The 22,329-nt window shown below is 63.6% G+C and carries 22 protein-coding genes and 1 pseudogene; 14 read left to right on the top strand and 9 right to left on the bottom strand.

Features of this window, described 5'->3' with window-relative positions; all coding sequences use genetic code 11:
• Positions 1–80: 80 nt before the first annotated feature.
• The 3 genes and pseudogenes from AC4PTT_RS02255 to AC4PTT_RS02265 form a co-directional block, all read right to left on the bottom strand.
• Complete coding sequence (locus AC4PTT_RS02255) at positions 81–860, bottom strand: COG3904 family protein (RefSeq protein ID WP_412033264.1); 780 nt, start codon at positions 858–860, stop codon at positions 81–83.
• 47 nt (positions 861–907) lie between these two features.
• Positions 908–2,232: pseudogene (locus tag AC4PTT_RS02260) on the bottom strand (hypothetical protein).
• 37 nt (positions 2,233–2,269) lie between these two features.
• Positions 2,270–2,635 carry a hypothetical protein gene (locus AC4PTT_RS02265; protein ID WP_283800565.1) on the bottom strand — a complete coding sequence of 122 codons (366 nt, stop codon included), beginning with the start codon at positions 2,633–2,635 and terminating at the stop codon, positions 2,270–2,272.
• A 134-nt stretch (positions 2,636–2,769) separates the two neighbouring features.
• Here AC4PTT_RS02265 and AC4PTT_RS02270 point away from each other — a divergent pair, with 134 nt between their 5' ends.
• From AC4PTT_RS02270 to AC4PTT_RS02295, 6 genes are all read left to right on the top strand, one after another.
• Positions 2,770–3,261 (top strand): GNAT family N-acetyltransferase, encoded by a 492-nt coding sequence (locus AC4PTT_RS02270; protein WP_113153472.1) that lies wholly within the window; start codon positions 2,770–2,772, stop codon positions 3,259–3,261.
• Between the two features lie 7 nt (positions 3,262–3,268).
• Positions 3,269–3,631: a hypothetical protein gene (locus AC4PTT_RS02275; protein WP_113153471.1), complete on the top strand. Its 363-nt coding sequence runs from the start codon at positions 3,269–3,271 to the stop codon at positions 3,629–3,631.
• 225 nt (positions 3,632–3,856) lie between these two features.
• The gene (sdhC, locus tag AC4PTT_RS02280; RefSeq protein ID WP_113153470.1) at positions 3,857–4,264 is read left to right on the top strand and encodes a succinate dehydrogenase, cytochrome b556 subunit; all 408 of its coding nucleotides are present in this window, start codon (positions 3,857–3,859) and stop codon (positions 4,262–4,264) included.
• Between the two features lie 2 nt (positions 4,265–4,266).
• Positions 4,267–4,650 carry a succinate dehydrogenase, hydrophobic membrane anchor protein gene (gene sdhD, locus AC4PTT_RS02285; protein ID WP_113153469.1) on the top strand — a complete coding sequence of 128 codons (384 nt, stop codon included), beginning with the start codon at positions 4,267–4,269 and terminating at the stop codon, positions 4,648–4,650.
• Positions 4,651–4,658: 8 nt separating this feature from the next.
• The gene (sdhA, locus tag AC4PTT_RS02290) at positions 4,659–6,506 is read left to right on the top strand and encodes a succinate dehydrogenase flavoprotein subunit (RefSeq protein WP_113153468.1); all 1,848 of its coding nucleotides are present in this window, start codon (positions 4,659–4,661) and stop codon (positions 6,504–6,506) included.
• Between the two features lie 12 nt (positions 6,507–6,518).
• Positions 6,519–7,301, top strand: a complete 783-nt coding sequence (locus tag AC4PTT_RS02295) for a succinate dehydrogenase iron-sulfur subunit (protein WP_113153467.1) — start codon at positions 6,519–6,521, stop codon at positions 7,299–7,301.
• Between the two features lie 206 nt (positions 7,302–7,507).
• Here AC4PTT_RS02295 and AC4PTT_RS02300 read toward each other — a convergent pair whose 3' ends face one another.
• A complete protein-coding gene (locus tag AC4PTT_RS02300) occupies positions 7,508–8,821 on the bottom strand; it encodes an MFS transporter (protein ID WP_492162029.1) in 1,314 nt (437 codons plus the stop codon).
• 184 nt (positions 8,822–9,005) lie between these two features.
• Here AC4PTT_RS02300 and msrA point away from each other — a divergent pair, with 184 nt between their 5' ends.
• Positions 9,006–9,647, top strand: coding sequence for a peptide-methionine (S)-S-oxide reductase MsrA (msrA, locus tag AC4PTT_RS02305; RefSeq protein WP_394374062.1), 642 nt, complete (start codon positions 9,006–9,008; stop codon positions 9,645–9,647).
• A gap of 61 nt (positions 9,648–9,708) precedes the next feature.
• Here msrA and AC4PTT_RS02310 read toward each other — a convergent pair whose 3' ends face one another.
• The 3 genes from AC4PTT_RS02310 to AC4PTT_RS02320 form a co-directional block, all read right to left on the bottom strand.
• Entirely contained in the window at positions 9,709–10,839 is a 1,131-nt protein-coding gene (locus AC4PTT_RS02310; RefSeq protein ID WP_492162030.1) for a Glu/Leu/Phe/Val family dehydrogenase, read from the bottom strand.
• Between the two features lie 128 nt (positions 10,840–10,967).
• Positions 10,968–11,405 carry an OsmC family protein gene (locus tag AC4PTT_RS02315; RefSeq protein WP_113153463.1) on the bottom strand — a complete coding sequence of 146 codons (438 nt, stop codon included), beginning with the start codon at positions 11,403–11,405 and terminating at the stop codon, positions 10,968–10,970.
• Between the two features lie 56 nt (positions 11,406–11,461).
• The gene (locus AC4PTT_RS02320; protein WP_113153462.1) at positions 11,462–12,706 is read right to left on the bottom strand and encodes a ubiquinone biosynthesis hydroxylase; all 1,245 of its coding nucleotides are present in this window, start codon (positions 12,704–12,706) and stop codon (positions 11,462–11,464) included.
• 131 nt (positions 12,707–12,837) lie between these two features.
• Between AC4PTT_RS02320 and tesB the strand changes: the two genes are divergently transcribed.
• From tesB to AC4PTT_RS02350, 6 genes are all read left to right on the top strand, one after another.
• Complete coding sequence (gene tesB / locus AC4PTT_RS02325; RefSeq protein WP_492162031.1) at positions 12,838–13,704, top strand: acyl-CoA thioesterase II; 867 nt, start codon at positions 12,838–12,840, stop codon at positions 13,702–13,704.
• A gap of 219 nt (positions 13,705–13,923) precedes the next feature.
• Complete coding sequence (locus AC4PTT_RS02330; RefSeq protein ID WP_113153460.1) at positions 13,924–14,262, top strand: P-II family nitrogen regulator; 339 nt, start codon at positions 13,924–13,926, stop codon at positions 14,260–14,262.
• Between the two features lie 25 nt (positions 14,263–14,287).
• Positions 14,288–15,634: an ammonium transporter gene (amt, locus tag AC4PTT_RS02335; RefSeq protein ID WP_492162032.1), complete on the top strand. Its 1,347-nt coding sequence runs from the start codon at positions 14,288–14,290 to the stop codon at positions 15,632–15,634.
• A gap of 393 nt (positions 15,635–16,027) precedes the next feature.
• Positions 16,028–18,640 carry an FtsK/SpoIIIE family DNA translocase gene (locus tag AC4PTT_RS02340; RefSeq protein WP_492162033.1) on the top strand — a complete coding sequence of 871 codons (2,613 nt, stop codon included), beginning with the start codon at positions 16,028–16,030 and terminating at the stop codon, positions 18,638–18,640.
• A gap of 108 nt (positions 18,641–18,748) precedes the next feature.
• On the top strand, positions 18,749–19,384 hold the full coding sequence (locus tag AC4PTT_RS02345) for an outer membrane lipoprotein carrier protein LolA (protein ID WP_224924896.1): 636 nt from the start codon (positions 18,749–18,751) through the stop codon (positions 19,382–19,384).
• 144 nt (positions 19,385–19,528) lie between these two features.
• Positions 19,529–20,338 carry an exodeoxyribonuclease III gene (locus AC4PTT_RS02350; protein WP_113156068.1) on the top strand — a complete coding sequence of 270 codons (810 nt, stop codon included), beginning with the start codon at positions 19,529–19,531 and terminating at the stop codon, positions 20,336–20,338.
• Positions 20,339–20,433: 95 nt separating this feature from the next.
• Here AC4PTT_RS02350 and AC4PTT_RS02355 read toward each other — a convergent pair whose 3' ends face one another.
• Both AC4PTT_RS02355 and AC4PTT_RS02360 read right to left on the bottom strand, forming a co-directional pair.
• Positions 20,434–20,889, bottom strand: coding sequence for a Crp/Fnr family transcriptional regulator (locus AC4PTT_RS02355; protein ID WP_206553236.1), 456 nt, complete (start codon positions 20,887–20,889; stop codon positions 20,434–20,436).
• A gap of 53 nt (positions 20,890–20,942) precedes the next feature.
• On the bottom strand, positions 20,943–21,626 hold the full coding sequence (locus AC4PTT_RS02360) for a response regulator transcription factor (RefSeq protein WP_113153456.1): 684 nt from the start codon (positions 21,624–21,626) through the stop codon (positions 20,943–20,945).
• A 154-nt stretch (positions 21,627–21,780) separates the two neighbouring features.
• On the opposite strand from AC4PTT_RS02360, the gene AC4PTT_RS02365 reads away from it, so the two are divergent.
• Positions 21,781–22,329, top strand: coding sequence for a L,D-transpeptidase family protein (locus AC4PTT_RS02365; RefSeq protein WP_206553235.1), 549 nt, complete (start codon positions 21,781–21,783; stop codon positions 22,327–22,329).

Below are 22,329 nucleotides of genomic sequence, written 5' to 3' on the forward strand. Positions count from 1 at the left end.
CTGCCGGGACCTTCTTCCCTCCGGCGGGTAGAAGGACGCTGTCATCCGGCCAGAGCGTTCCCGCTTTTGCTGGACTTGCTCTAGTTCCGCGCCAGTTTCAGCGGGCCGGTGACGAGGCGATAATCCTTCATCTGCTCGGGCGTCAGATAGTAGAGCGCGCGCGGTGGCGTATCGAGCGCGTGCAGCCAGAGCGCCGGGTCAACGCCCATCTCGTCCAGATGGCGGGAGATCCGGGCCGTGATGATCTGCGCATCGGCCATCGCCTGCGCCGGGTTGTTCATTTCTTCCGCTGCATAGAACTGGTGCACGCCAATGGCGGCCCTGTCTCCGGCCTGCCGCTCCACGCCGCCGGCCAGAATGAGCGGGCATGACGAGGCGCAGATCGCGCCATCGGCAACACTGGTCGCCAGATTGCGTTCCCGCACCAGGCGGGAAATCGCCATCGCGTCCTCAAGCGAACCGCCGGGCGAATTGAGCGCCACATGCGTCACATATTCGCCGCGCGCCTCCAGCTCGCTCTCAAAGCGCGCCGCCGCCCCCTGGTCGATTGCGCCATTGGCGGCCAGCACGCCGCCCGCCTTCAGCGTGAAGCTGATCGGGTCACGCAGCGCATCGCGATCCGTCCGCACGAACCGGCGCGGATCGGCCGACTGTTCGCGCGCGCCATGCGTTTCCACCGCCGGCGGAAGAACCGTCACGCTGCGCTTCATCGGGTCGGCGCTCTCCGCCGGCCATAGCCCGCCATTGCGGTCCACCATCTCGCGCAGATCCATGCCCAGCACGGCTGCCGAGCCAATCAAAACGCCCACAAAGGCCCAGCGCATCAGCTTGCCGTCATCGAAGCGGCTGAAATAGCGCATCAGAAGGCCGCGCTGCGGTTTCTCGTCGAGGGAAGCCAGATGGTCGCTCATGGTTCCTGCCGTTTGCGGTCGGTGAGTGTGGAAAGCGGGGTGATGTTGCGCGCCGGCTGCGGCTCGGCCTCGGGCGGAGCAGGCTGCGCTTCTGTCGGTTCGGGCGGTGTCTGCGTCTCCGCAGCAGCCTTGCGGTCCACGATCGCGTCATGCAGCTCGAGCGAGCGCATCATGTCCGCCGCCGTGATCCGGTCTGCCGGGGTCAGCTCGGCCTCGCCCCGGCGGATCGAGGCGAACACCACTGCAAGCACGCCCACCAGAACAGCCGGCAAAAGGTCGATGGAGATCGCGCCTGCCCAGCTCGGGAGGAAGCTGCCTGCGTAGCGCAGCACGGCTTCAGCCGAGGAAAGCGGCACATAGCGGCGTTCCGCCACTTTCGGCTGTGCGAGAATTTCCTCCGCCGCATCCGACAACGCCTTGGACTGGGCGGCGACCGAGCTGCGCACCGTCGCCATCACCGCATCCTGACGGTCTGCCAGATCGCCTGAGCGGCCATCCGCAACCGGCGCGATGAAGCCGGCGGAAAGATCCGCTGCCGCGCGCGCCACGGAGGGCGCGATGGAGGTCTGCTCCAGCGCGGCGATCACGCCCGCCAGCGCCACGGCTTCCTCCGCGAAACGGTCGGAGCGCGGCTGGATGGGGCCGGGGGCCGAAACCAGCGTGCGCATTTCCGCAAGCCGCTCCTGCCCGCGCTGAAACTGCTCGCTCACCGTCTCGCGTGAATTCTGGATCGTGCTTTCCAGCTCGCGCATTTGCGCAGACATCTGGGTCAGAAGCTGCACCACGCTGCCCGAGCCCGACGTGCCGGTCAGCGCGCCGGAATTGCGCTCCTCTTCGGCAAGGCGCGAGAAGCGTTCCGCCGCGCGCTGAATGTCGGGCAGCAGGGATAACGCGCCCAGCGCATTGGAATGAGCCTGATCGAGATCGCCCGTATAGTCTTCCAGCGTTTCCGCCAGATGCTGCTCCACCGCAGCCGAGCCGGCCAGCGCGGCCGCGTTCAGCCAGGAGGACATGGCCACGATCATCAAACAGCCCACGCCATCACGCCGAACAGCGCCATGCGCGAGCCCGCGTCGCGCATTTCCGGCAGAAAGCGGATGAGATAGGTCCAGAACCCGTAAATGCCGACCGAAACCGCCGCCGAATAGATGACGGCGGCGAGAAACACGAGCGTCGCGGTGCCGTCCAGCAGGCTGCGCACGCCGAGATAGGTGTAGACACCGCTTGCCAGCGCCAGCGTCGCCAGCACGAAGCGGGTCATGGTCTGCATCTGGTCGATATGGCCGCGCAGCGCGCGGGCGGTTTCGGCCTCTCGGCTCATGGGGCCTCCCGTGCTCGCCTGTTCCGGTTTTAATGGTTCAGCGGCAGGGCGCGACCAGAACCGGCAACACGCCGTCTGGCAGGCCATACATGTAGCTGCGGCCCTTGATCAGCACGCCCTCGGTGCACGGGTTTGCCCGGCGCAGATAGAGCTTGCCGCCGTCGCGCTCCAGATAGGCTGTCTCGCGCGGTGTTTCGAGGTCGAGCGCCTGATAGTCGCCGGCCATATAGCCCTTGCCGACCATGATGCGCTTGAAACCCGCGCGGCTCTCGATCACCAGATTGCCATAGGCGTCCGCATAGACGCGGCCCTGGCCTGCGCCATCAAAACTGCCGGCCAGCGCCGGCGCAGTCGTCGCTGCGGCCACAAGGGCCGCGGCCACGAATAAAGATCGTAAAGGCATGCGCCATCGCTCCTTAAATCCTCGTGGCCCCCTCGATCCTCATACATTAAGCTTTTCTTAACCTTTGTCACGTCGAGCATGCAGCGCGAACATGCCGATTGACAGACGTGGTTAATTTCGGGGAAGGGTGCTCCATGGGCGAGAATCATCAGATCGACATCAATCCGCTGCGTCTCAAGGATGCGCATGTTCTGGCGCCGCTTCTGGCGGCTTACACGCAGTCGCTGAAGCGCGGTGCGCCGCGCCGCCCCGACGAATATTACGCCGAGACGCTTCTGCAGGACCGCGCGGTCGAAGTCGTTGGCGCGAGCCTTGATGGCGCGCTGGTCGGCTTTGCGCTGTTCTACGACCTGCCGGACCCGGTGTCGGGCATGCGTCACGGCCTCGTCGATCATCTGTTCGTGCACCACGATCACCGCCGCAAGGGCATCGGCAAGGCGCTGGTCGATGTGATCGCCGACCAGGCCGAAGAGCGTGGCTGGGCCCGTCTGGCGCTCAATGCGCCGCGTCAGCCGGATGAAGGGCGCAAGCTCTACGAGGCGCTGGCCGCCCCCGCCGACTGGACCACGCATGTCATTCGTTTCGACCAGGGTGCGGATCGGTCCCCCGGCTCGGACGCGCAATAGAGGCATTATGAAATCTACAGGAACGACCTTCATGCGGCTGCGCCAGCGCGGCCTTTCAGGGCTTGTGGCCATTTGCTGTGCGGGCATTCTCGCCGGCTGTGTCGCCGCAACGCCTGAAAAGCCGGATGCCGCGAAGCCGGCCTTCACCGGTCCCGTCACGCTCACCTGCGATGACGGCATGCAGATGAGCATCACCCCGAAGGGCTCGAGCATTTCCGTCGTCAGCCCGCGCGGGCTGGAGCTGGAGCTGCCGGCGTCGCCGCCCGGCCAGCACGTTCGTTTTGGTGAGTCGCTTTATGCCGTCGTGATTGAAGGCGGCGAGGCGCTCTGGATGGTCAGCGGCAAGGTGCCGATCACCTGCCGCCGCTGATTTCGGGAGTCGCCGCGCGAAAAATCCTCTTCAATCGTTTGAAGCCGCGCAATGCCGCTCGCCACGCGTTACACCTGCGATATATTCGTTGAAGGGAACGCTGTTGCGGCTTTGACGCACTGCAAAAACCGCATTAGAAAGCCACAGCCGCAGGGCGCGAGTTCGGGATACGATATCGCTCTCGCAACAGCCACCCCGCCGCGCCGGTATCGAATTGGGGAAGCCATGAGCAAATCCACAACTGTCAAAGCCAGGCCGCTTTCACCGCACCTGCAAATCTATCGCCCGATTCCGACGATGGTCATGTCGATCGTGCACCGCATCACCGGCGGCGCGCTTTATTTCGGCATGGTGCTCTTCGTCATCTGGCTGGCCGCCGCCGCCGGTTCGAAGGAAACCTTCGACCTGGTCAACGGCATTTACGGCTCCTGGTTCGGCCGCATCGTCCTGTTCGGCTTCACCTGGGCCATGATCCATCACCTGATCGGCGGTCTGCGCCATCTCGTGTGGGACACGGGCCGCGGCCTCGAAAAGGCCACCGCGACGAAAATGGCCAAGGCCACCATCGCCGCTTCCATCGTGCTCACCATTCTCGTGTGGGTCATCGGCTACGCCGTTCGTGGAGGATTTTGATCATGAGCGACATGCGCACACCGCTTAACCGCGTTCGCGGCCTCGGCTCCGCCAAGGAAGGCACGGATCACTTCTGGCGTCAGCGCCTCACCTCCGTGGCCAACGTCCCGCTCGTCATCTTCTTCATCGGCTTCGTCATCGCCATCAATGGCGCATCCTATGAAGAGGTCCGCGCGACCATCGCCAACCCGGTCATCACCGTGCTTCTGGCGTTCGCGCTCCTGTCGGTGCTCTACCACATGAAGCTCGGCATGCAGGTCATCATCGAGGATTACATCCACGCAGAGGGCTGCAAGGTCGCCCTGATGATCGGCAACATCTTCTTCACCCTCATTCTGGGCGTCGTCTCCCTCTTCGCCCTTCTCAAGATCGCCTTCGGAGGCTGAACCCGGTTATGGCAAAGGCAACAGATAAAAAGGCGGCAGACGCCTACACCTATGTCGACCACAAGTTCGACGTTGTCGTCGTCGGCGCTGGCGGCGCAGGTCTGCGCGCCACGCTCGGCATGGCCGAGCAGGGGCTGAAGACGGCCTGTATCACCAAGGTCTTCCCGACCCGCTCGCACACGGTCGCCGCCCAGGGCGGCATCGCCGCGTCGCTCAAGAACATGGGCCCCGACCACTGGCAGTGGCACCTCTATGACACGGTGAAGGGTTCCGACTGGCTCGGCGATGTCGACGCCATGGAATATCTCGCCCGTGAGGCGCCCGCCGCCGTTTACGAGCTCGAGCATTACGGCGTGCCCTTCTCGCGCACCGAGGAAGGCAAGATCTATCAGCGGCCGTTCGGCGGCCACATGCAGAACTTCGGCGACGGCCCGCCCGTGCAGCGCACCTGTGCTGCGGCAGACCGCACCGGCCACGCCATCCTGCACACGCTCTACGGCCAGTCCGTCAAGAATCACGCAGAGTTCTTCATCGAGTATTTCGCGCTCGATCTCATCATGACCGACGGTGTCTGCACCGGCGTCGTGGCGTGGAACCTTGAAGACGGCACGATCCATCGCTTCTCCGCCAAGATGGTGGTTCTGGCGACGGGCGGTTATGGCCGCGCCTTCTTCTCCTGCACCTCCGCCCACACCTGCACGGGCGACGGCAACGGCATGGTCGCCCGCGCCGGCCTGCCGCTGCAGGACATGGAGTTCGTGCAGTTCCACCCGACCGGCATTTACGGCGCTGGCTGCCTCATCACCGAGGGTGTGCGCGGCGAGGGCGGCTATCTGGTCAACTCCGAGGGCGAGCGCTTCATGGAGCGTTATGCGCCGTCGGCCAAAGACCTCGCCTCCCGCGACGTGGTTTCGCGCTGCATGACCATCGAGATCCGTGAAGGCCGCGGCGTCGGCAAGAACAAGGATCACATCTACCTGCATCTCGATCACCTGGACCCGGCGGTCATTCACGAGCGTCTGCCCGGCATCGCCGAATCGGCCCGCATCTTCGCTGGCGTCGATGTGACCCGCGAGCCGATCCCGGTCCTGCCGACCGTCCACTACAATATGGGCGGCATCCCGACCAACTACTGGGGTGAGGTGCTGAACCCGACGAAGGACGATCCGGATGCGATCGCGCCGGGCCTGATGGCCGTCGGCGAGGCCGCCTGCGCCTCCGTGCACGGTGCAAACCGTCTCGGCTCCAACTCGCTGATCGATCTGGTCGTGTTCGGCCGCGCCGCCGCCATCCGCGCCGGTGAGGTTGTCGACCGCGATGCGCCGGTTCCGGCGCTCAACGAGGCCGCCTGCGACAGGATCATGGAGCGCTTCGACCGCCTGCGTAACGCCAACGGCTCCCAGCCGACGGCAGAGCTGCGCGAGAAGATGCAGCGCGCCATGCAGGAAGACGCCGCCGTGTTCCGCACCCAGGAATCGCTGGAGCAGGGCTGCGAGCGCATCACTGCAGTCTGGAAAGAGCTTCCCGACATCAAGGTCACCGACCGCTCGATGATCTGGAACTCCGATCTCATGGAAGCGCTGGAGCTGGAAAACCTGATGGCCAACGCCATCACCACCGTCTTCGGCGCCGAGGCGCGCAAGGAAAGCCGTGGCGCACACGCCCGCGAGGACTACAAGGATGGTCCGATGGGCGGCCGCAACGACGAGGACTGGCGCAAGCACACCCTGTCCTGGGTCGATGAGAGCGGCAAGGTGACGCTGGACTATCGTCCCGTTCACACCGACCCGATGCTGAAGCCGGAAGACGGCGGCATCGATCCCAAGAAAATCGCGCCCAAGGCGCGGGTTTACTGAGCCGAGGAAGTCATGGTCGAAATCACCCTTCCCAAGAATTCCCGTGTCCAGGAGGGCAAGGTCTGGCCGAAGCCCGAGGGCGCGACCAACCTGCGCGAGTACAAGATCTACCGCTGGTCGCCGGACGACGAAGCCAATCCCCGCGTCGACACCTATTATGTCGACATGGACGATTGCGGGCCGATGGTCCTCGACGGGCTGATCTACATCAAGAACAAGATCGATCCGACGCTGACCTTCCGCCGTTCCTGCCGCGAGGGCATTTGTGGCTCCTGCGCCATGAACATTGACGGCACCAACACGCTTGCCTGCACCAAGGGCATGGATGAGGTTGCTCAGGACGCGGTCAAGATCTACCCGCTGCCGCACATGCCGGTGGTCAAGGATCTGGTGCCGGATCTCAGCGTGCCCTACGCGCAGCTCTCCTCCATCGAGCCGTGGTTGCAGACGGTCACGCCCGAGCCCGCGACCGAATGGAAGCAGAGCCATGAGGACCGCACCAAGCTCGACGGGCTTTACGAGTGCATCCTGTGCTTCTGCTGCCAGACCTCGTGCCCGAGCTACTGGTGGAATGGCGAGCGCTATCTCGGCCCTGCCGTGCTGCTTCAGGCCTATCGCTGGCTGATCGATTCGCGCGACGAGAAGACGGGCGAGCGCCTCGACAATCTGGAAGATCCCTTCCGGCTCTATCGTTGCCACACGATCATGAACTGCACGCAGGCCTGCCCGAAGGGCCTGAACCCGGCCAAGGCCATCGCCAACATCAAGAAGATGATGGTGGAGCGTCGCGTCTAGCGCAATTCCAGGAAAAGCGGGGACCGGTTTTCCGTCCGGAATTGCGAAGACAAACAGAGAGAGCGGAGCGGCGTTTCCATAAAACGGTGTTCCGCGTCCAACCGGGTTGCCTTTGCCCGTATGGGTGAAAGGCTTTCAGATCAGATTGACGGGCTGGCTTTTGCCGGCCCGTTTTCGTTTCCGCTTCTCGGAATCCCGGCCCCCTGTCAGGCCGCGCTCGGCCAGCGTGGGTGCAGGTCGTCGATCACATAGGCATGACGGTGCTTCCCGCCTGTCCTGTGTTCGCGCAGATGCGGGTGATCCGGCGCAAGTTCCGGATGCTCATGCGGAATGTCCGCTGCCTCCTCTGCCGGCCAGAATTTTACGGCAAGCACGATGGCGACCGCCGCGATCGCGGCCATCACTAGGAAGGTGGCTTCAAGGCCGATGCGCGCGCCAAGCTGCCCCGCCAGCGGATATGAGACAAGCCAGCAGGCATGCGACAGAGCGAACTGTGCGGCAAAGATCGCCGGACGGTCTTCCGACTGCGCCGAGCGTCGTAACAGCCGGCCTGAGGGCGTTTGCGCGGCGCTGTAGCCGATGCCGATCACCAGCCAGAGCGGCAGCAGGGCCGCATAGTTCTTCACCGCCGCTCCGAGTGCGGTGCCGACGGTCAGGATAAACGCCCCCGCGATCATCACGGGCCGGTCTGCAACCCGGTCCAGCAATTGCGGCAGCGCCAGCGCGGCCACCATTGAGCCGCTGCCAAAGGCTGCGAAAGCCCACGCGACTTCGACCTCGCTCAGGCCGAACCGCGCCTGCACGATAACCACCGTGTTCACGATCACCATCGCGCCCGCCGCAGCCACGGCAAGGCTGATCGCCAGCAGGCCGCGCAGTCTGGGTGTGGCGAGATAGATCCGCATCCCCCGTGTCGTGCGTTCGGCAAAGCTGCGGCGCGTTTTGGCCGTGGCGGCGGGCAGTGTGATGCTGAGAATCAAAACCGCCGAAACCAGAAAGCCGGCCACCGTCCCTGCAAACAGATAATGGAAGCTGACCACGGTCAGGAGTGCGGCTGCGAGCATCGGCGAGATCAGGTTTTCCAGGTCATAGGCCAGCCGCGAAAGCGAAAGGGCGCGGGTGTATTCCTCCTCGTCCGGCAGAATGTCGGGAATGACCGCCTGAAAGGTGGGCGTGAAACTTGCCGAGGCCACCTGCAACAGGAAGATCAGAACATAGATCTGCCAGACCTCGGTGATGAAGGGCAGCGAGAGCGCCACCGCCGCGCGAAACACATCCAGCGACACGAGCAGCGCGCGCCGGGGCAGATTGTCCGACAGCGCCTGCGCCACCGGCGCAACGCCCACATAGGCAATCATCTTGATGGCCAGCGCCGTTCCCAGCACCGCGCCCGCATCCGCCCCGGCAAGCTCATAGGCGAGCAGTCCCAGCGCCACGGTCATCAGCCCGGTTCCCAGAAGGGCGATCACCTGCGCGGTGAAAAGCCGGCTATATGTCTGGTTTCTGAGAATGCCGAGCATCGTCTTCCTGCCTGCGCGTTCGTCGGGTCGCGATACTGCCTCCCGGCAGCCTGTGTGTCCATGGCGGCATGCCGTTGCGGGAAGGTGGCCCGCCGTCCCGTCACCTCACGCAAGCGTGTAGCGGCTTGATTTGAATTCGTCGCCCGGCGCGGTAGCTCTGTGCGGGAACACAGGAGAGACTTTCATGTTGCGACGTTCCCTTTTGGCTGCTGCCTTTTCCTTCACCGCCATGGTGGCGGTGTCGCAGCCGGCATCGGCTGAAAAGCAGACGGCCATTTTCGCCGGCGGCTGCTTCTGGTGTGTCGAGGCGGATTTCGACAAGGTGCCGGGCGTGCTCGACACGGTGTCCGGCTATGCCGGCGGCAGAACCGAGAACCCCACCTACCGCAACTATGCCTCGGGCGGGCACCGTGAAGTGGTGAAGATCGATTTTGACGATGCGAAGGTCAGCTATGACCGGTTGCTGGAAATCTTCTTCCGCTCGGTCGATCCCACCGATGCCGGCGGCCAGTTCTGTGACCGGGGCGAAAGCTATTCCACCGCTGTCTATGCGCTGAACGATAAACAGAAGGCCGCTGCCGAAAAGGCAAAGGAAGAGGCCAATGCGGCGCTTGGCGGCGCGGTCGTCACGCCGGTTCTTGGCGCGGCCACTTTCTGGCCGGCGGAAGACTATCACCAGAACTACTATCAGAGCGACGAGCGCATTCTCTCCCGCTTCGGACTGGTGAAGAAGAAGGATGCCTATAAAGGGTATCGCAAGGGCTGTGGCCGCGATGCGCGCGTCCAGCAGGTCTGGGGCGACGCCGCCTTCACCGGCATAAAGTAATTCTCATCCGGCAGGGCGGGCGGGTTGTTCCCCGCCCGTCGTCCAAGCTTGGATCAGAGCCTTATCCCGCAGCGTCGTTCCGCGCGGCGTCGATGCGTTCAAAGGCAATCTCCGCCGCAACGTCATTGGTTGGCCGCTTCTGCGCTTCCGCGCGCTCGAAAATGTCGGTCAGCGTTTCGGGGATCTTCGCCACTTTCGCCATGGTCGCCTCGCGGTCATAGCCGCCGGGCGCGAGTTCTGCCGCCACATTGATCAGCCCGCCGGCATTGATCACATAGTCGGGCGCATAGAGCACGCCGCGCTCCATCAGAAGCCGGGCGTCTTCATGGTTCACGAGCGGATTGTTGGCCGCGCCCGCAACGATCTTTGCCCCAAGCAGGGGGATCGTTTTGGCCGAAAGCACGCCGCCCAGCGCGCATGGCGCAAACACATCCGCCTCAACCTGCAGGATCGCATCGAGCGCGACAGGCTCTGCGCCGAACGCCTCTTTCGCCTGTTCCATGCGGGCCGTGTCGATGTCGGTCACAGAAAGCCGCGCGCCTTCCGCATGCAGTTTCTCGCACAGCGTCCAGCCGACCGAGCCCAATCCCTGAACGGCCACATGCACGCCCTCAAGTGTGTCGACGCCGCGATGCTTCAGCGCCGCTTTCACGCCCAGGAAAACGCCATGCGCCGTCACGGGCGAGGGGTTGCCGCTGCCGCCCACCGTGGTGCCCGTCACATTGGGGGTGCGGGCGCGCAGGAAGTCCGCATCGGCGACCGTGAAGCCCACATCCTCGCCGGTGAAGAACTGGCCTTCCAGTGCGGCCAGCATCTCGGCATAGGCTTCCAGAAGAGCCGGCGTCTTGTCGGTCTTGGAATTGGCAATGATCAGCGCCTTGCCGCCGCCGAACGCCATGCCCGCCACGGCTGATTTGAAGGTCATGCCGCGCGAGAGGCGTAAAACGTCCGTGAGGGCGGCCTCGAAGGTTTCGTGCGGCCACACGCGCGTGCCGCCCAGCCCGGGGCCAAGCACCGTGTTGTGGATCGCCACGATGGCGTTCAGGCCGCGTTCCTCATCGCGGCCGTGCCAGACGCCCTCGTGATTGTCGAACGCGTCCAGCTTCGCGGCCTTAGCCGTGATGTCGGTGATTGTGAGTGTCGATTTCTGCGCCGCGGTTTTCAGGGTCCGCGGTGTGTGGGTCTGCAGCATGCCATTCCTCCCGAACGACTTGTTCCGTAAGGAAAGTCTAGCTGCATCACCCGGTTTTTGGTTGCGAAGTGTGTCCATCGAACGACCTTCCGTTGCGTCGGCCGACGGTTTTCATCGCGAAAGTGTCGTCAGCCGTATTTGGCGTCCAGCGTGATCTCGATGGCGCCAAGCGCCTTGGAGACGGGGCAGGAGGCCTTTGCCTTCTCGGCGATCTCGATGAATTTCGCTTCATCGAGGCCGGGCACGCTGCCCACCAGTGTCAGCGCGCTTTTGGTGATCTCGAAGCCGCCGCCCTCGGCCGGCTGCAGCGAGACATCGGCGCGCACGTCCAGCTTGTCGGCCGGCGTGTCGTTGCCGGCCAGCATGTGCGAGAGCTGCATGGCGAAACAGCCTGCATGCGCGCCCGCGATGAGTTCTTCCGGATTGGTGCCGGTCTTGCCGCTTTCGTCCTCGAAGCGGGCCTTGAAGCCGAGGGGGAGGCCCGAAAGCGCACCGCTTTGCGTGTCGAGGCTGCCTGAGCCCTCAACCAGCGATCCCTTCCAGGTGACGTTCGCATGCCGTTTCATAGCCATGGTCTTCTCCTCGTTGAAATAGTGCGTTGAGACGGAAAGGCCAGATCGCCCTAGATTGCCTCTCCGCGCAGCAGTCTCGGCGTGCCGGGGGCGATGCCCGAGGCCTGCTGGATGAAGTAACGCTTCATGGAGGGCATTCGTTCAACCAGCCCGAGGCCGAAATCGCGCAGCGCCCGCACCGGGGCGATGTCGTTGGAGAACAGCCGGTTCAGAACGTCGGTCGTCACGCCCATCTGCACCGTGTCGAAGCGCCGCCAGCGCTCATAGCGCTGCAGCACGTCGAGCGCGCCGATATCCTCGCCCAGCCGCTCGGCCTCGACGATCACCTCGGCCAGCGCCGCCGCGTCCTTGAAGCCCAGATTGAGCCCCTGTCCGGCGATGGGGTGGATGCCATGCGCCGCATCGCCCGCCAGCGCAAAGCGCGGCTTCACGAAGTCGCGCGCCAGCGTCAGTCCCAGCGGCCATGCCCGGCGCGGACCCTCGACGCGGATCTCGCCGAGCTTCAGGCCGAAGCGCAGCTCCAGCTCCTGCTCGAACACCAGGTCGTCCTCATTGACCAGCCGCTCCGCATCCTCGGTGCGTTCGGTCCACACGATGCACGAGCGGTTGCCTTTCAGCGGCAGGGTGGCGAAGGGGCCGGCCGGCAGGAAATGCTCTTCCGCGCGGCCGTGATGCGGGCGCTCATGCGCCACCACGCACACAATGCCCGACTGGCCATATCCCCAGTGCACGGTCTTGATGCCCGCCATGTCGCGCAGCCGCGAGCGCACGCCATCGGCGGCGATCAGCAGGCGTGCCCGGCAGGTGGAGCCGTCGGCAAGGCTGGCCTCCACATGGCCGCCCATATCGGTGAAACCCTCCACCGCCACGCCCTCGATGATCTCGATGCCGCATTCGGCGGCGCGGGCGCGCAGCGCCCCGTTGGTGTGCCGGTTCATCACCATATGCGCGAAGGGCTCGCCCGCTTCGGCTTCGCCGCCAAAGGTCAGGAGCACGGGGCGCACCGGGTCGGCGGTGCGCGAATCGGTGATCTCCATCTCGGTGATGGGCTGTGCTTCCGGCTCGATCTCGTCCCAGCAGTCGAGACGCTTTAGCATCCGGCAGGCCGCTGCGGCGATGGCCGATGCGCGTCCGTCGCGCTGCCAGACGCCTTCGGGCGCGGCATCCACCAGCGCCACTTTCAGGTTCGGCTGCGCGCGGCAGATCGAGACGGCGGTCGCCAGGCCCACATAGCCCGCCCCGGCAATCAGGATGTCCAGCTCACGCGTGGAAGTCTGTTTCGTGCTCTTGGCCATGCCGTTACCTCGTTCGTCACCGGTTCTGTGCCCGTATTCGCCGGGCGTGTCACTGCTTGGCTTGACTTGACCCCCGCCTTCGTCTTGGAAACCGTCAGCCATTGTTTCAAGCTGCCGGAGGGGATCCGTTAATGTCGTCGGCCATGCAAGACCTACTCGCCATACTCGATCTTGAGACATTGGAACACAATCTGTTTCGTGGTCGCAGCCCTCAATCGGCCTGGCAACGCGTTTTTGGCGGTCAGGTCATTGGTCAGGCCCTTGTCGCGGCGCAGCGCACCGTCAATGCCGCCCGCCATGTCCATTCGCTCCACTGCTATTTCATGCGGCCGGGCGATCCCGCCGTGCCGATCATCTACGAGGTCGACCGCATCCGCGATGGCGGCAGCTTCACCACGCGCCGCGTCGTCGCCATCCAGCATGGCCATGCGATCTTCTCGCTTTCGGCCTCCTTCCAGAAGGAAGAGCCCGGCCTCGATCACCAGATCCCCATGTCGCAGGATGTCACCCCGCCGGAAAACCTGCGTACCCAGCGCGAATTCCTGCAGGAGTTCGGCGACAGCGTGCCGGAAAACATCCGCCGCTACTGGGCGCGCGAACGTCCCATCGAGGTGCGCCCCGTCATCGTCGAGCACTACACCAGCCGCGACAAGCTCCCGCCGCGCCAGGATGTCTGGATCCGCACCACCGGTCCTGTGCCGGATGATCGCGCGCTTCAGGCCGCCGTGCTTGCCTATCTCTCCGACATGACCCTGCTCGATACCTCCACCTTCGCCCATGGGCGAAACGGTTTCGATCCCGATATCCAGATGGCAAGTCTCGACCATGCCATGTGGTTCCATCGCCCGCACAGGCTCGACGACTGGCTGCTCTACACGCAGGACAGCCCGTCCGCGCAGGGCGCGCGCGGCTTCTCGCGCGGCAGCCTCTATGCGCTCGATGGCACGCTGGTCGCTTCCGTGGCCCAGGAAGGTCTGGTGCGCCTGCGCACAAAATAGGCAAATCGCATATTCTGCCTAAGTATTGTTCATTTATGATTTGCCGGCGTTGAGCTTTCTCAGCGCCGGTTTTATTTTTTCATAACTTTTTCAATGTCTTGAGTGACGCGCCGTCAAACTGGCACGGCATTTGTTTCTCCTTTGCTGACGCGGCCCGCATGGCGGTTCGCGCGATGCAGGCAACCCGCGGGAACCCCGCAACAGCAAAGGTGAACTGCCATGAAAATCGTGATGGCAATCGTCAAGCCCTTCAAGCTGGAGGCCGTGCGCGAAGCGCTCACCGGCCTCGGCATTCAGGGCCTCACCGTGACAGAGGTGAAGGGCTACGGACGACAGAAAGGACACACGGAGATCTATCGCGGCGCAGAATACGCCGTGACGTTCCTGCCCAAGATCAAGGTCGAGGTGGCCGTCGATTCCGACCTGGTGGACCGGGCGGTCGAGGCCATCGCCGAGGCCGCGCGTACGGGCCAGATCGGCGACGGCAAGATTTTCGTCCACGCGCTCGATCGCGCGGTGCGCATCCGCACCGGCGAAACCGGCGTCGAAGCGCTTTAGGCGGCATATTCCGATGGAGAATCAGATGATGTATCGAACACTGAAAAGCGCCGCACGTCCGCTGGCGCCGGGCGGGCTCGCACTGGCGACCATGTTGGCAACCATGCCCCAGCCGGCGCTGGCGCAGGAAACAGCGCCCGAATTCGCCTCGGCCGCCGAGACGGCCTTCATCTTCAACACGCTGCTGTTCCTGATGGGCGGCTTTCTGGTCATGTGGATGGCGGCCGGCTTCGCCATGCTCGAGGCCGGCATGGTGCGCACCAAGAACGTGTCCATGCAGCTCCTCAAGAACATCGCGCTCTATTCCATCGCCGGCCTCATGTACTGGGTGGTGGGTTACAGCCTGATGTATGTGGATGTGTCGGGCTATATCGGCTCCTTCGCGCCCTACAGCTGGCCGGCCGCCGGCACGGCCAACGAAGGTGACTATTCGGTCGCCTCCGACTGGTTCTTCCAGATGGTTTTCGTCGCCACGGCGGCATCCATCGTGTCGGGCACGCTGGCCGAGCGAATCAAGCTGTGGCCGTTCCTGATCTTCGTCGTCGTTCTCACCGGCTTCATCTATCCCATCGCCGGGTCGTGGAAGTGGGGCGGCGGCTGGCTCGACGCCATGGGCTTTCAGGATTTCGCCGGTTCCACGCTGGTCCACTCGGTTGGCGGCTGGGCAGCCCTTGCCGGCGCACTTCTTCTGGGTGCGCGCAATGGCAAATATGCCTCTGATGGCCGTGTCTCGCCGATCCCGGGGTCCAACATGGCGCTCGCCACGCTTGGCACCTTCATTCTCTGGCTCGGCTGGTTCGGCTTCAACGGCGCATCGCAGCTCGCCATGGGCACCAATGCCGATGCTTCCGATATCAGCCGCATCTTCGCCAACACCAACCTCGCGGCGGCTGCCGGCGTGGTGGCGGCGCTGCTTCTCACGCAGGTGCTCTACAAGAAGGTCGACATCACCTTCGTGCTGAACGGCGCGCTGGCCGGCCTCGTGTCCATCACCGCCGAGCCGCTCACGCCCAGCCCGTTCATGGCGATTGTCATCGGCGCTGTCGGCGGCATCATCGTGGTGCTCACCGTGCCGCTGCTCGACAAGCTGCGCATCGATGATGTGGTCGGCGCCATCCCGGTCCACCTTCTTGCAGGCATCTGGGGCACGCTCGCCGTCCCGCTCACCAACAGTGACGCCAGCTTCAGCGTGCAGATTGTCGGCATCGTCGCCTATGGCGCGTTCACCTTCGTCGTCTCCTATGTGGTCTGGATGGTGCTCAAGCAGACCATGGGGCTGCGCGTCAGCGCCGAGGACGAAATGAACGGTCTCGACGTGGCCGAAGTCGGGGTGGAAGCCTATCCCGAGTTCATGCCCATGCATGGCAGATGAGCATCGGACCGAAAAAGCATCGGACCGAAAAGTGGGAACCGGTTTTCGGGTTGTTCCGATGCTCCAGCAAAAGTGTAGATCGTCCTTGGTGCGCCCAAATGGACGCACGGCGATCTAAAGCATCGGACCGAAAAGTGGGAACCGGTTTTCGGATGAATCCGATGCGCTAACAACGACTTAAGTCGTCGCATGCCTTGCCTGACAATCGGCCTTCGGGCCGGTTGCCTTCCTGATGGGCCCGGTTCGCCGGGCCCTTTTTTGTCGGGCGGCGAGAAATCATCGCCCACCCCTCCATGGTTAATGCCGCCTTAACCATCGGGCCGCTAGGGTCGGCCTTGAGTCATTACGGCGCGGTTCGCGTCGGAAACCAAGCGCGAGCGGAGAATTGTGCGCATGAGTTCCGGGTCTTCGGCATTCCTGGCCATGAGTGAAAACAGCTACGGTCTGCAGGCATTTTTGCGTCGTCAGGCGGCGCGAATCGGTGGTTTGGCGCTTCTGGCGTTTGTGGCCTTCGCGGTGGCCGCGCTGGCCACGTGGAATGTCGCAGACCCCAGTTTCAGCCACGCCACGGCAAATCCGGTCACCAACGCCATGGGTTATCCCGGCGCGGTGTTCTCCGATCTCGCCATGCAGTTCTACGGCCTGGCCGCGCTGGTCGGTCTGGTTCCGGCCGTCTGCTGGGGCGCGCTGCTCCTGCTCGGCCGTGAAATCGACCGCGGCCTGAAGCGCGCCGGCGCATGGTTCCTGGGCGCGGTTCTGGCTGCCGGCATTGTCGGCGCTTTCGCGCCGCCCGCCACCTGGCCACTGCCCACCGGACTTGGCGGCGTTCTCGGCGATGCGATCCTGTCCCTTCCGGCCAAGTTCACCGGTGCTTATCCGCGCGGCATTTTCGGCTTTGTCATCGCCGCCGTTCTGGCGCTGCCTTCTGGCTGGCTGCTTGCGTTTGGCGCCGGCATTCTCTCGCGCCCCGACGCCGAAACCTTCGACGACGAGATGGAAGACGAATCGCCCTTCGACACGCTTGATGAAGATGAAGAAAGCGGCGGTTCGGTCATTCTTGGCTACATGGCCCATTGGTGGCTGTCGTTCTGCGCCTTCTTCCGCCGCAACCTTGTGCGCGGCGAGCGGAGCGAGCGGCGTCGCGGGCGTGCTGCCGAGCCGATCGCGGACGATGTTCCCTTCGATGATTTCAATGACGATTTCGGCGACGATTTCGGCGACGATTTCGGAGATGAAGCGCGCGTCGAGCCGGACTTCAATGATGCGCCCGTGGCCGCACCCCGCGTCCATGTGGAGCCAGAATTCGATGAGCCCGCTCCGCGCCGTGTCGTGGAGCAGCCCGCCGCGCCGAGACGCGTTGTCTCTCAGGCGGCTCCTGCTGCCGCGCCGGCTGCGCCGCAGCGCGTGGAAAACCCGGCTCCCCGGCCTGCCGAGGGCGCGCGGGTGCGCCGCGAGGCCCAGCCTTCCTTCCTCGATAGCGGCACGTTCGAGCTGCCGGAGCTGCACCTTCTGGCCGAGCCCAAGACGTCGACCAAGGATCCGTCGCTTTCCCGCGACGCGCTTGAGCAGAATGCCCGTCTTCTCGAAGGCGTTCTGGAAGATTTCGGCGTCAAGGGCGAGATCATTCACGTGCGGCCCGGCCCGGTCGTCACGCTCTACGAGCTGGAGCCGGCCCCCGGCATCAAGTCGTCGCGCGTCATTGGCCTGGCAGACGACATCGCCCGCTCCATGAGCGCCATAGCGGCCCGCGTGGCCGTTGTTCCCGGCCGCAACGCCATCGGCATCGAGCTGCCCAATTCGACGCGCGAAACCGTGTTCCTGCGCGAGCTTCTGGCCAGCCGCGATTTCGAATCGAGCAAGGCCAAGCTGGCGCTCACGCTGGGCAAGACCATCAATGGCGAATCGGTCATCGCCGATCTCGCCAAGATGCCCCACCTCCTCGTTGCCGGCACCACCGGTTCGGGTAAGTCGGTGGCCATCAACACCATGATCCTGTCGCTGCTCTACCGCATGACGCCCGAGCAGTGCCGCCTGATCATGATCGATCCGAAAATGCTCGAACTGTCGATCTATGACGGCATTCCGCATCTTCTCACCCCGGTCGTGACCGATCCGAAAAAGGCCGTGGTCGCGCTGAAGTGGACCGTGCGGGAGATGGAAGACCGCTACCGCAAGATGTCCAAGGTCGGTGTCCGCAACATCGACGGCTTCAACCAGCGCGTCGTCGCCGCCAAGAAGAAGGGCGAGACGATCAAGCGCACGGTGCAGACCGGCTTCGACCGCGAGACCGGCGAGGCGATCTACGAGAGCGAGGAGCTGGATCTCGAGCCGATGCCGTTCATCGTCGTCATCATCGACGAGATGGCCGACCTGATGATGGTCGCCGGCAAGGACATCGAGGGCGCAGTTCAGCGTCTGGCGCAGATGGCGCGCGCCGCCGGCATCCACGTGATCATGGCCACGCAGCGTCCGTCGGTCGACGTCATCACCGGCACGATCAAGGCCAACTTCCCGACCCGTATTTCCTTCCAGGTGACGTCGAAGATCGACAGCCGCACCATTCTGGGCGAGCAGGGCGCCGAGCAGCTTCTGGGCATGGGCGACATGCTCTACATGGCCGGTGGTGGCCGTATACAGCGTGTCCACGGTCCCTTCGTGTCCGATGGCGAGGTGGAGAGCATCGTCGCGCATCTCAAGACGCAGGGCATTCCCGATTATCTCGACGCCGTGACCGAGGATGAAGACGAGGATGATGGCGGTTCCGGCGGCTCAGGCTCCGGTGGCGGCGGCAATCTCGGCAATTCCGAAGACCCTTACGATCAGGCCGTGGCCGTGGTGCTGCGCGATGGCAAGGCGTCCACCAGCTACATCCAGCGTCGTCTGGGCATTGGCTACAACCGCGCCGCCTCGATCATCGAGCGCATGGAGGAAGAGGGCGTCGTCGGCCCGGCAAATCACGCCGGCAAGCGCGAAATCCTCGTGCCCACCGAGCAGGACGAGGTCTGACACCGGCCCGCAACGCTGGAACCCGGGGCCCGTCAGGTCGTTATTGGGCAGCCAAAATTCGGCCCTACTGGTTGGTTACCGGTGGGGCAAATGTGGAGATCGAACACGATGATTTTTCGGGCAACCGACTTTCTGGCGCGACGCGCAGCCATTGCAGCACTGGCTCTGGCGGCATCTCTTGTCGCGCCGATGGTGGCGCAGGCCGCCCAGAGCGCCGATCAGATTGCGGCGCATTTTTCCAGCGTCCGCACCATGATGGGCGAGTTCGTGCAGTTCGGGCCGCGTGGCGAGCAGACCGGCGGCAAGTTCTACATCGAGCGCCCGGGCAAGATCCGCTTCGACTATGAAGCCCCCTCCGGCTTCCGCGTTACCTCCGACGGCAGCTCGGTGGTGATCATGAACAAGAAGCTCAACACGGCGGATCTCTATCCGCTGTCCAAGACGCCGTTGAAGCTGCTGCTCGACGAGCGCATCGACCTGTCCGGCGACAAGGTTCAGACCGTTCGCGAGGACGATGACCTGACGACGATCAAGATGTCCGACAAGTCGGTCTTCGGAAACTCGACCATCACCATGATGTTCGATTCCGCCTCCTACGATTTGCGCCAGTGGACCATCACCGACGCGCAGGGCAAGGACACGACGGTCATGATCTTCAACGTCCAGCAGGGCGTGACCTTCGATCCGAGCGTGTTCGAGATCGACTATCGCCGCGTCGACAAGATGAGCCGCAACAAGCGCTGATCGGGCGTTTCTGTGCCTTTTTATGAGGGGCCGGGCTGTGGACAGCCCGGCCTTTTCCTTTTCGGCAGAATGCCGCGCTTGTCTTCGCGGCGGCTTCCGGGCAATTTTACGCTTCTCGCAAGCGATCAATCCCGGACCCGTTTCATGCCCTTCTCCATCGCCACCTGGAACATCAACTCCGTGCGGCTGCGCATGCCGCTCGTCGAGCAGTTTCTGGAGCGCTACAGTCCGGATGTCCTGTGCCTGCAGGAAACCAAATGCGCTGACGACCAGTTCCCCGCCGCCGCTTTCCGCAAGGCCGGCTATGAACACATCGCGATCCATGGCCAGAAGGGCTATCACGGCGTCGCCACCGTTGCCCGCCGGCCGCTGAAACTGGTCGAGAAGCGCGAATTCTGCGGCATGGGCGACACCCGCCACATCTCCGTTTCCGTCGAGGCCGCGCCCGGCCGTTCCGTGCTCTTGCACAATTTCTACGTTCCCGCCGGCGGCGACGAGCCCGACCCGGACATCAATCCGAAGTTCCGCCACAAGCTCGACTTTCTCGCCGAGATGCACGCCCTGCGGGCGGAAGAGGACGGCAACTCCGGTTCTATCCTTGTCGGCGATCTGAACATCGCGCCACTGGAAACCGATGTCTGGTCGCACAAGCAGCTTCTGAAAGTGGTCAGCCACACCCCGGTCGAGACCGAAGGGTTGGAGCGGCTGCGCAGGGAAGGCGGCTGGGTGGACCTGATGCGCGAGAAGATTCCGCCGGAAGAGAAGATCTTCACCTGGTGGAGCTACCGCGCGAAGGACTGGGCGCTTTCCGACCGCGGTCGCCGACTCGATCACATCTGGTCGTCGCCCAACCTCTCGCCGGCGCTCAGCCGGATCGAGGTGCTGCGCGAGGCGCGTGGCTGGGACCGTCCGTCGGACCATGTGCCGGTGATTGCCGGCTTCGATTTCGGCTGATTTCTTTTTTCGGAATTTTTCCGGTTTTTTCCTGAAACGGCGTAAAACGAGCCCGTTTCAGAGCAAATTCCGGAAAAATCCCCAAACCGTGCGAATCACCGGATAAGGCGCGACGCAGCCTCTTCCATGCGCGCGATCATCGCCTGCAGATTTTTCGAAATCCGCTGGTGCAGGCGCATGGCCGTTTCGGGAAATTCTTCGAGAATGCGGTGAAAGGTCGAGCGGCTGACGCGGATCAGCCGTGTTTCGCTTTCGGTCATCGCGCTGGTCATGCGCCGGCCTTCCGCGATCAGCGCGAATTCGCCCATGATCTGGCCCGGCCCAAGCGTTTCGATGATCTGCCGCCTGTCGTCATATTCGGTGAAAAGGACGACTTTTCCCGAGGCGACAATGAAGGCGCAGTCGGCAAAAGCGCCTTCCCCATAGATATCCCGTCCGGCGGAAAGCGTCATGCTTTCGGCGCCGAAGGCCATGAGGCGCAACTGCTCCCGCGTGAACCCTTCGAAAAGACTCACACCGGACAGAATGCGAATGTCATCGTCCAGCGCCATTTACGTCGTCCCCGACCCGTCCCCGACGATCTGTAAACGCCTTACGCGCTGACTCACGGAACGAGCTTATAACCACCGCTTTCTGTCACAAGAATTTCAGCTTTGGAAGGATCACGTTCGATCTTTTGCCGAAGGCGATAAACATGTGTCTCAAGCGTGTGCGTCGTCACGCCCGAATTGTAGCCCCATACCTCTTCCAGGAGCACGTCGCGGGTCACCACTTTCTGCTCGGCGCGGTAGAGATATTTGATGATCGCGGCTTCCTTCTCCGTCAGGCGGATCTTGCCGCCGCGCTCGTCCAGGAGAAGTTTCTGCGATGGCTTGAACGTGTAGGGGCCAACCGCGAAGGTCGCGTCCTCGCTCTGCTCGTGCTGGCGAAGCTGTGCGCGGATGCGGGCCAGAAGCACCGCGAAGCGGAACGGCTTGGTCACATAGTCGTTGGCGCCGGCCTCGAGCCCGAGAATGGTGTCCGAATCGGTATCCTGCGCCGTGAGCATGATGATCGGCGCCCGGTAACCGCCCTTGCGCAGAAGCTTGACGGCCTCGCGGCCATCCATGTCGGGCAGGCCGACATCCATGATGAGCAGATCGACAATTGCGCTGCGCGCAGCCTGTATGCCCTTCGTTGCCGTTTCTTCCTGAAGAATGTCGAACTCTTCATAGAGCGACAATTGCTCGACGAGAGTCGTCCTCAGGTCTTCATCATCATCAACGATTAGGATGGTGCGTGACGTCATAATTCGATCCACTATCCAGGAAAACGTTTGCTGGTTCAAATGGAATTGCAGTGTTGACCATTCCAGCTTTATGCGGAACGTGACAGTGCGAAAAGACCATGGCGAACATTTGTTCCACAGGGCAACATATTCGAAGACGCGGGTTTTTCCCAGAATGCAGTACAAAGCCGGCAAAAAGGTTGATCTGATCGAGGTGCGGCGCAGGCCGGGAAAACCGACCCAGGCGCTGTTGACGGTCGGGCCGCTCGTTTTTCCCTGTGCGCTCGGGCGCGGCGGCACGACCATGCTGAAACGCGAGGGCGACGGCGCAACGCCGCTGACGGAGATGCGCCTGCTTTACGGTTATTTTCGCGGCGACCGCGCCCGCTCCGGCCCGCCCGCATCCCGCCTTGCGATGACGCGCATCGATCCGCGCGATGGCTGGTGCGATGCTTCCGGCGACCGCAATTACAACCGCCCCGTCCGGCTGCCCTATCCGGCAAGCCATGAACGGATGGAGCGTGAAGACCGGCTCTATGATGTGTGCATGGTCTCCGACTGGAACATGCGCCCGGCAATGCGCAATCGCGGCAGCGCGATCTTTTTCCACATCGCCAGGCCCGGTTTTCCGCCGACCGAAGGCTGTATCGCGGTTTCGCCGCAGGCCATGGCCCGCATTCTGCCGCTGATCGGCCCGCGCACCCGAATCAGGGTTCACCGCTAG

It is taken from the genome of Nitratireductor sp. WH36-1, from assembly GCF_058725515.1.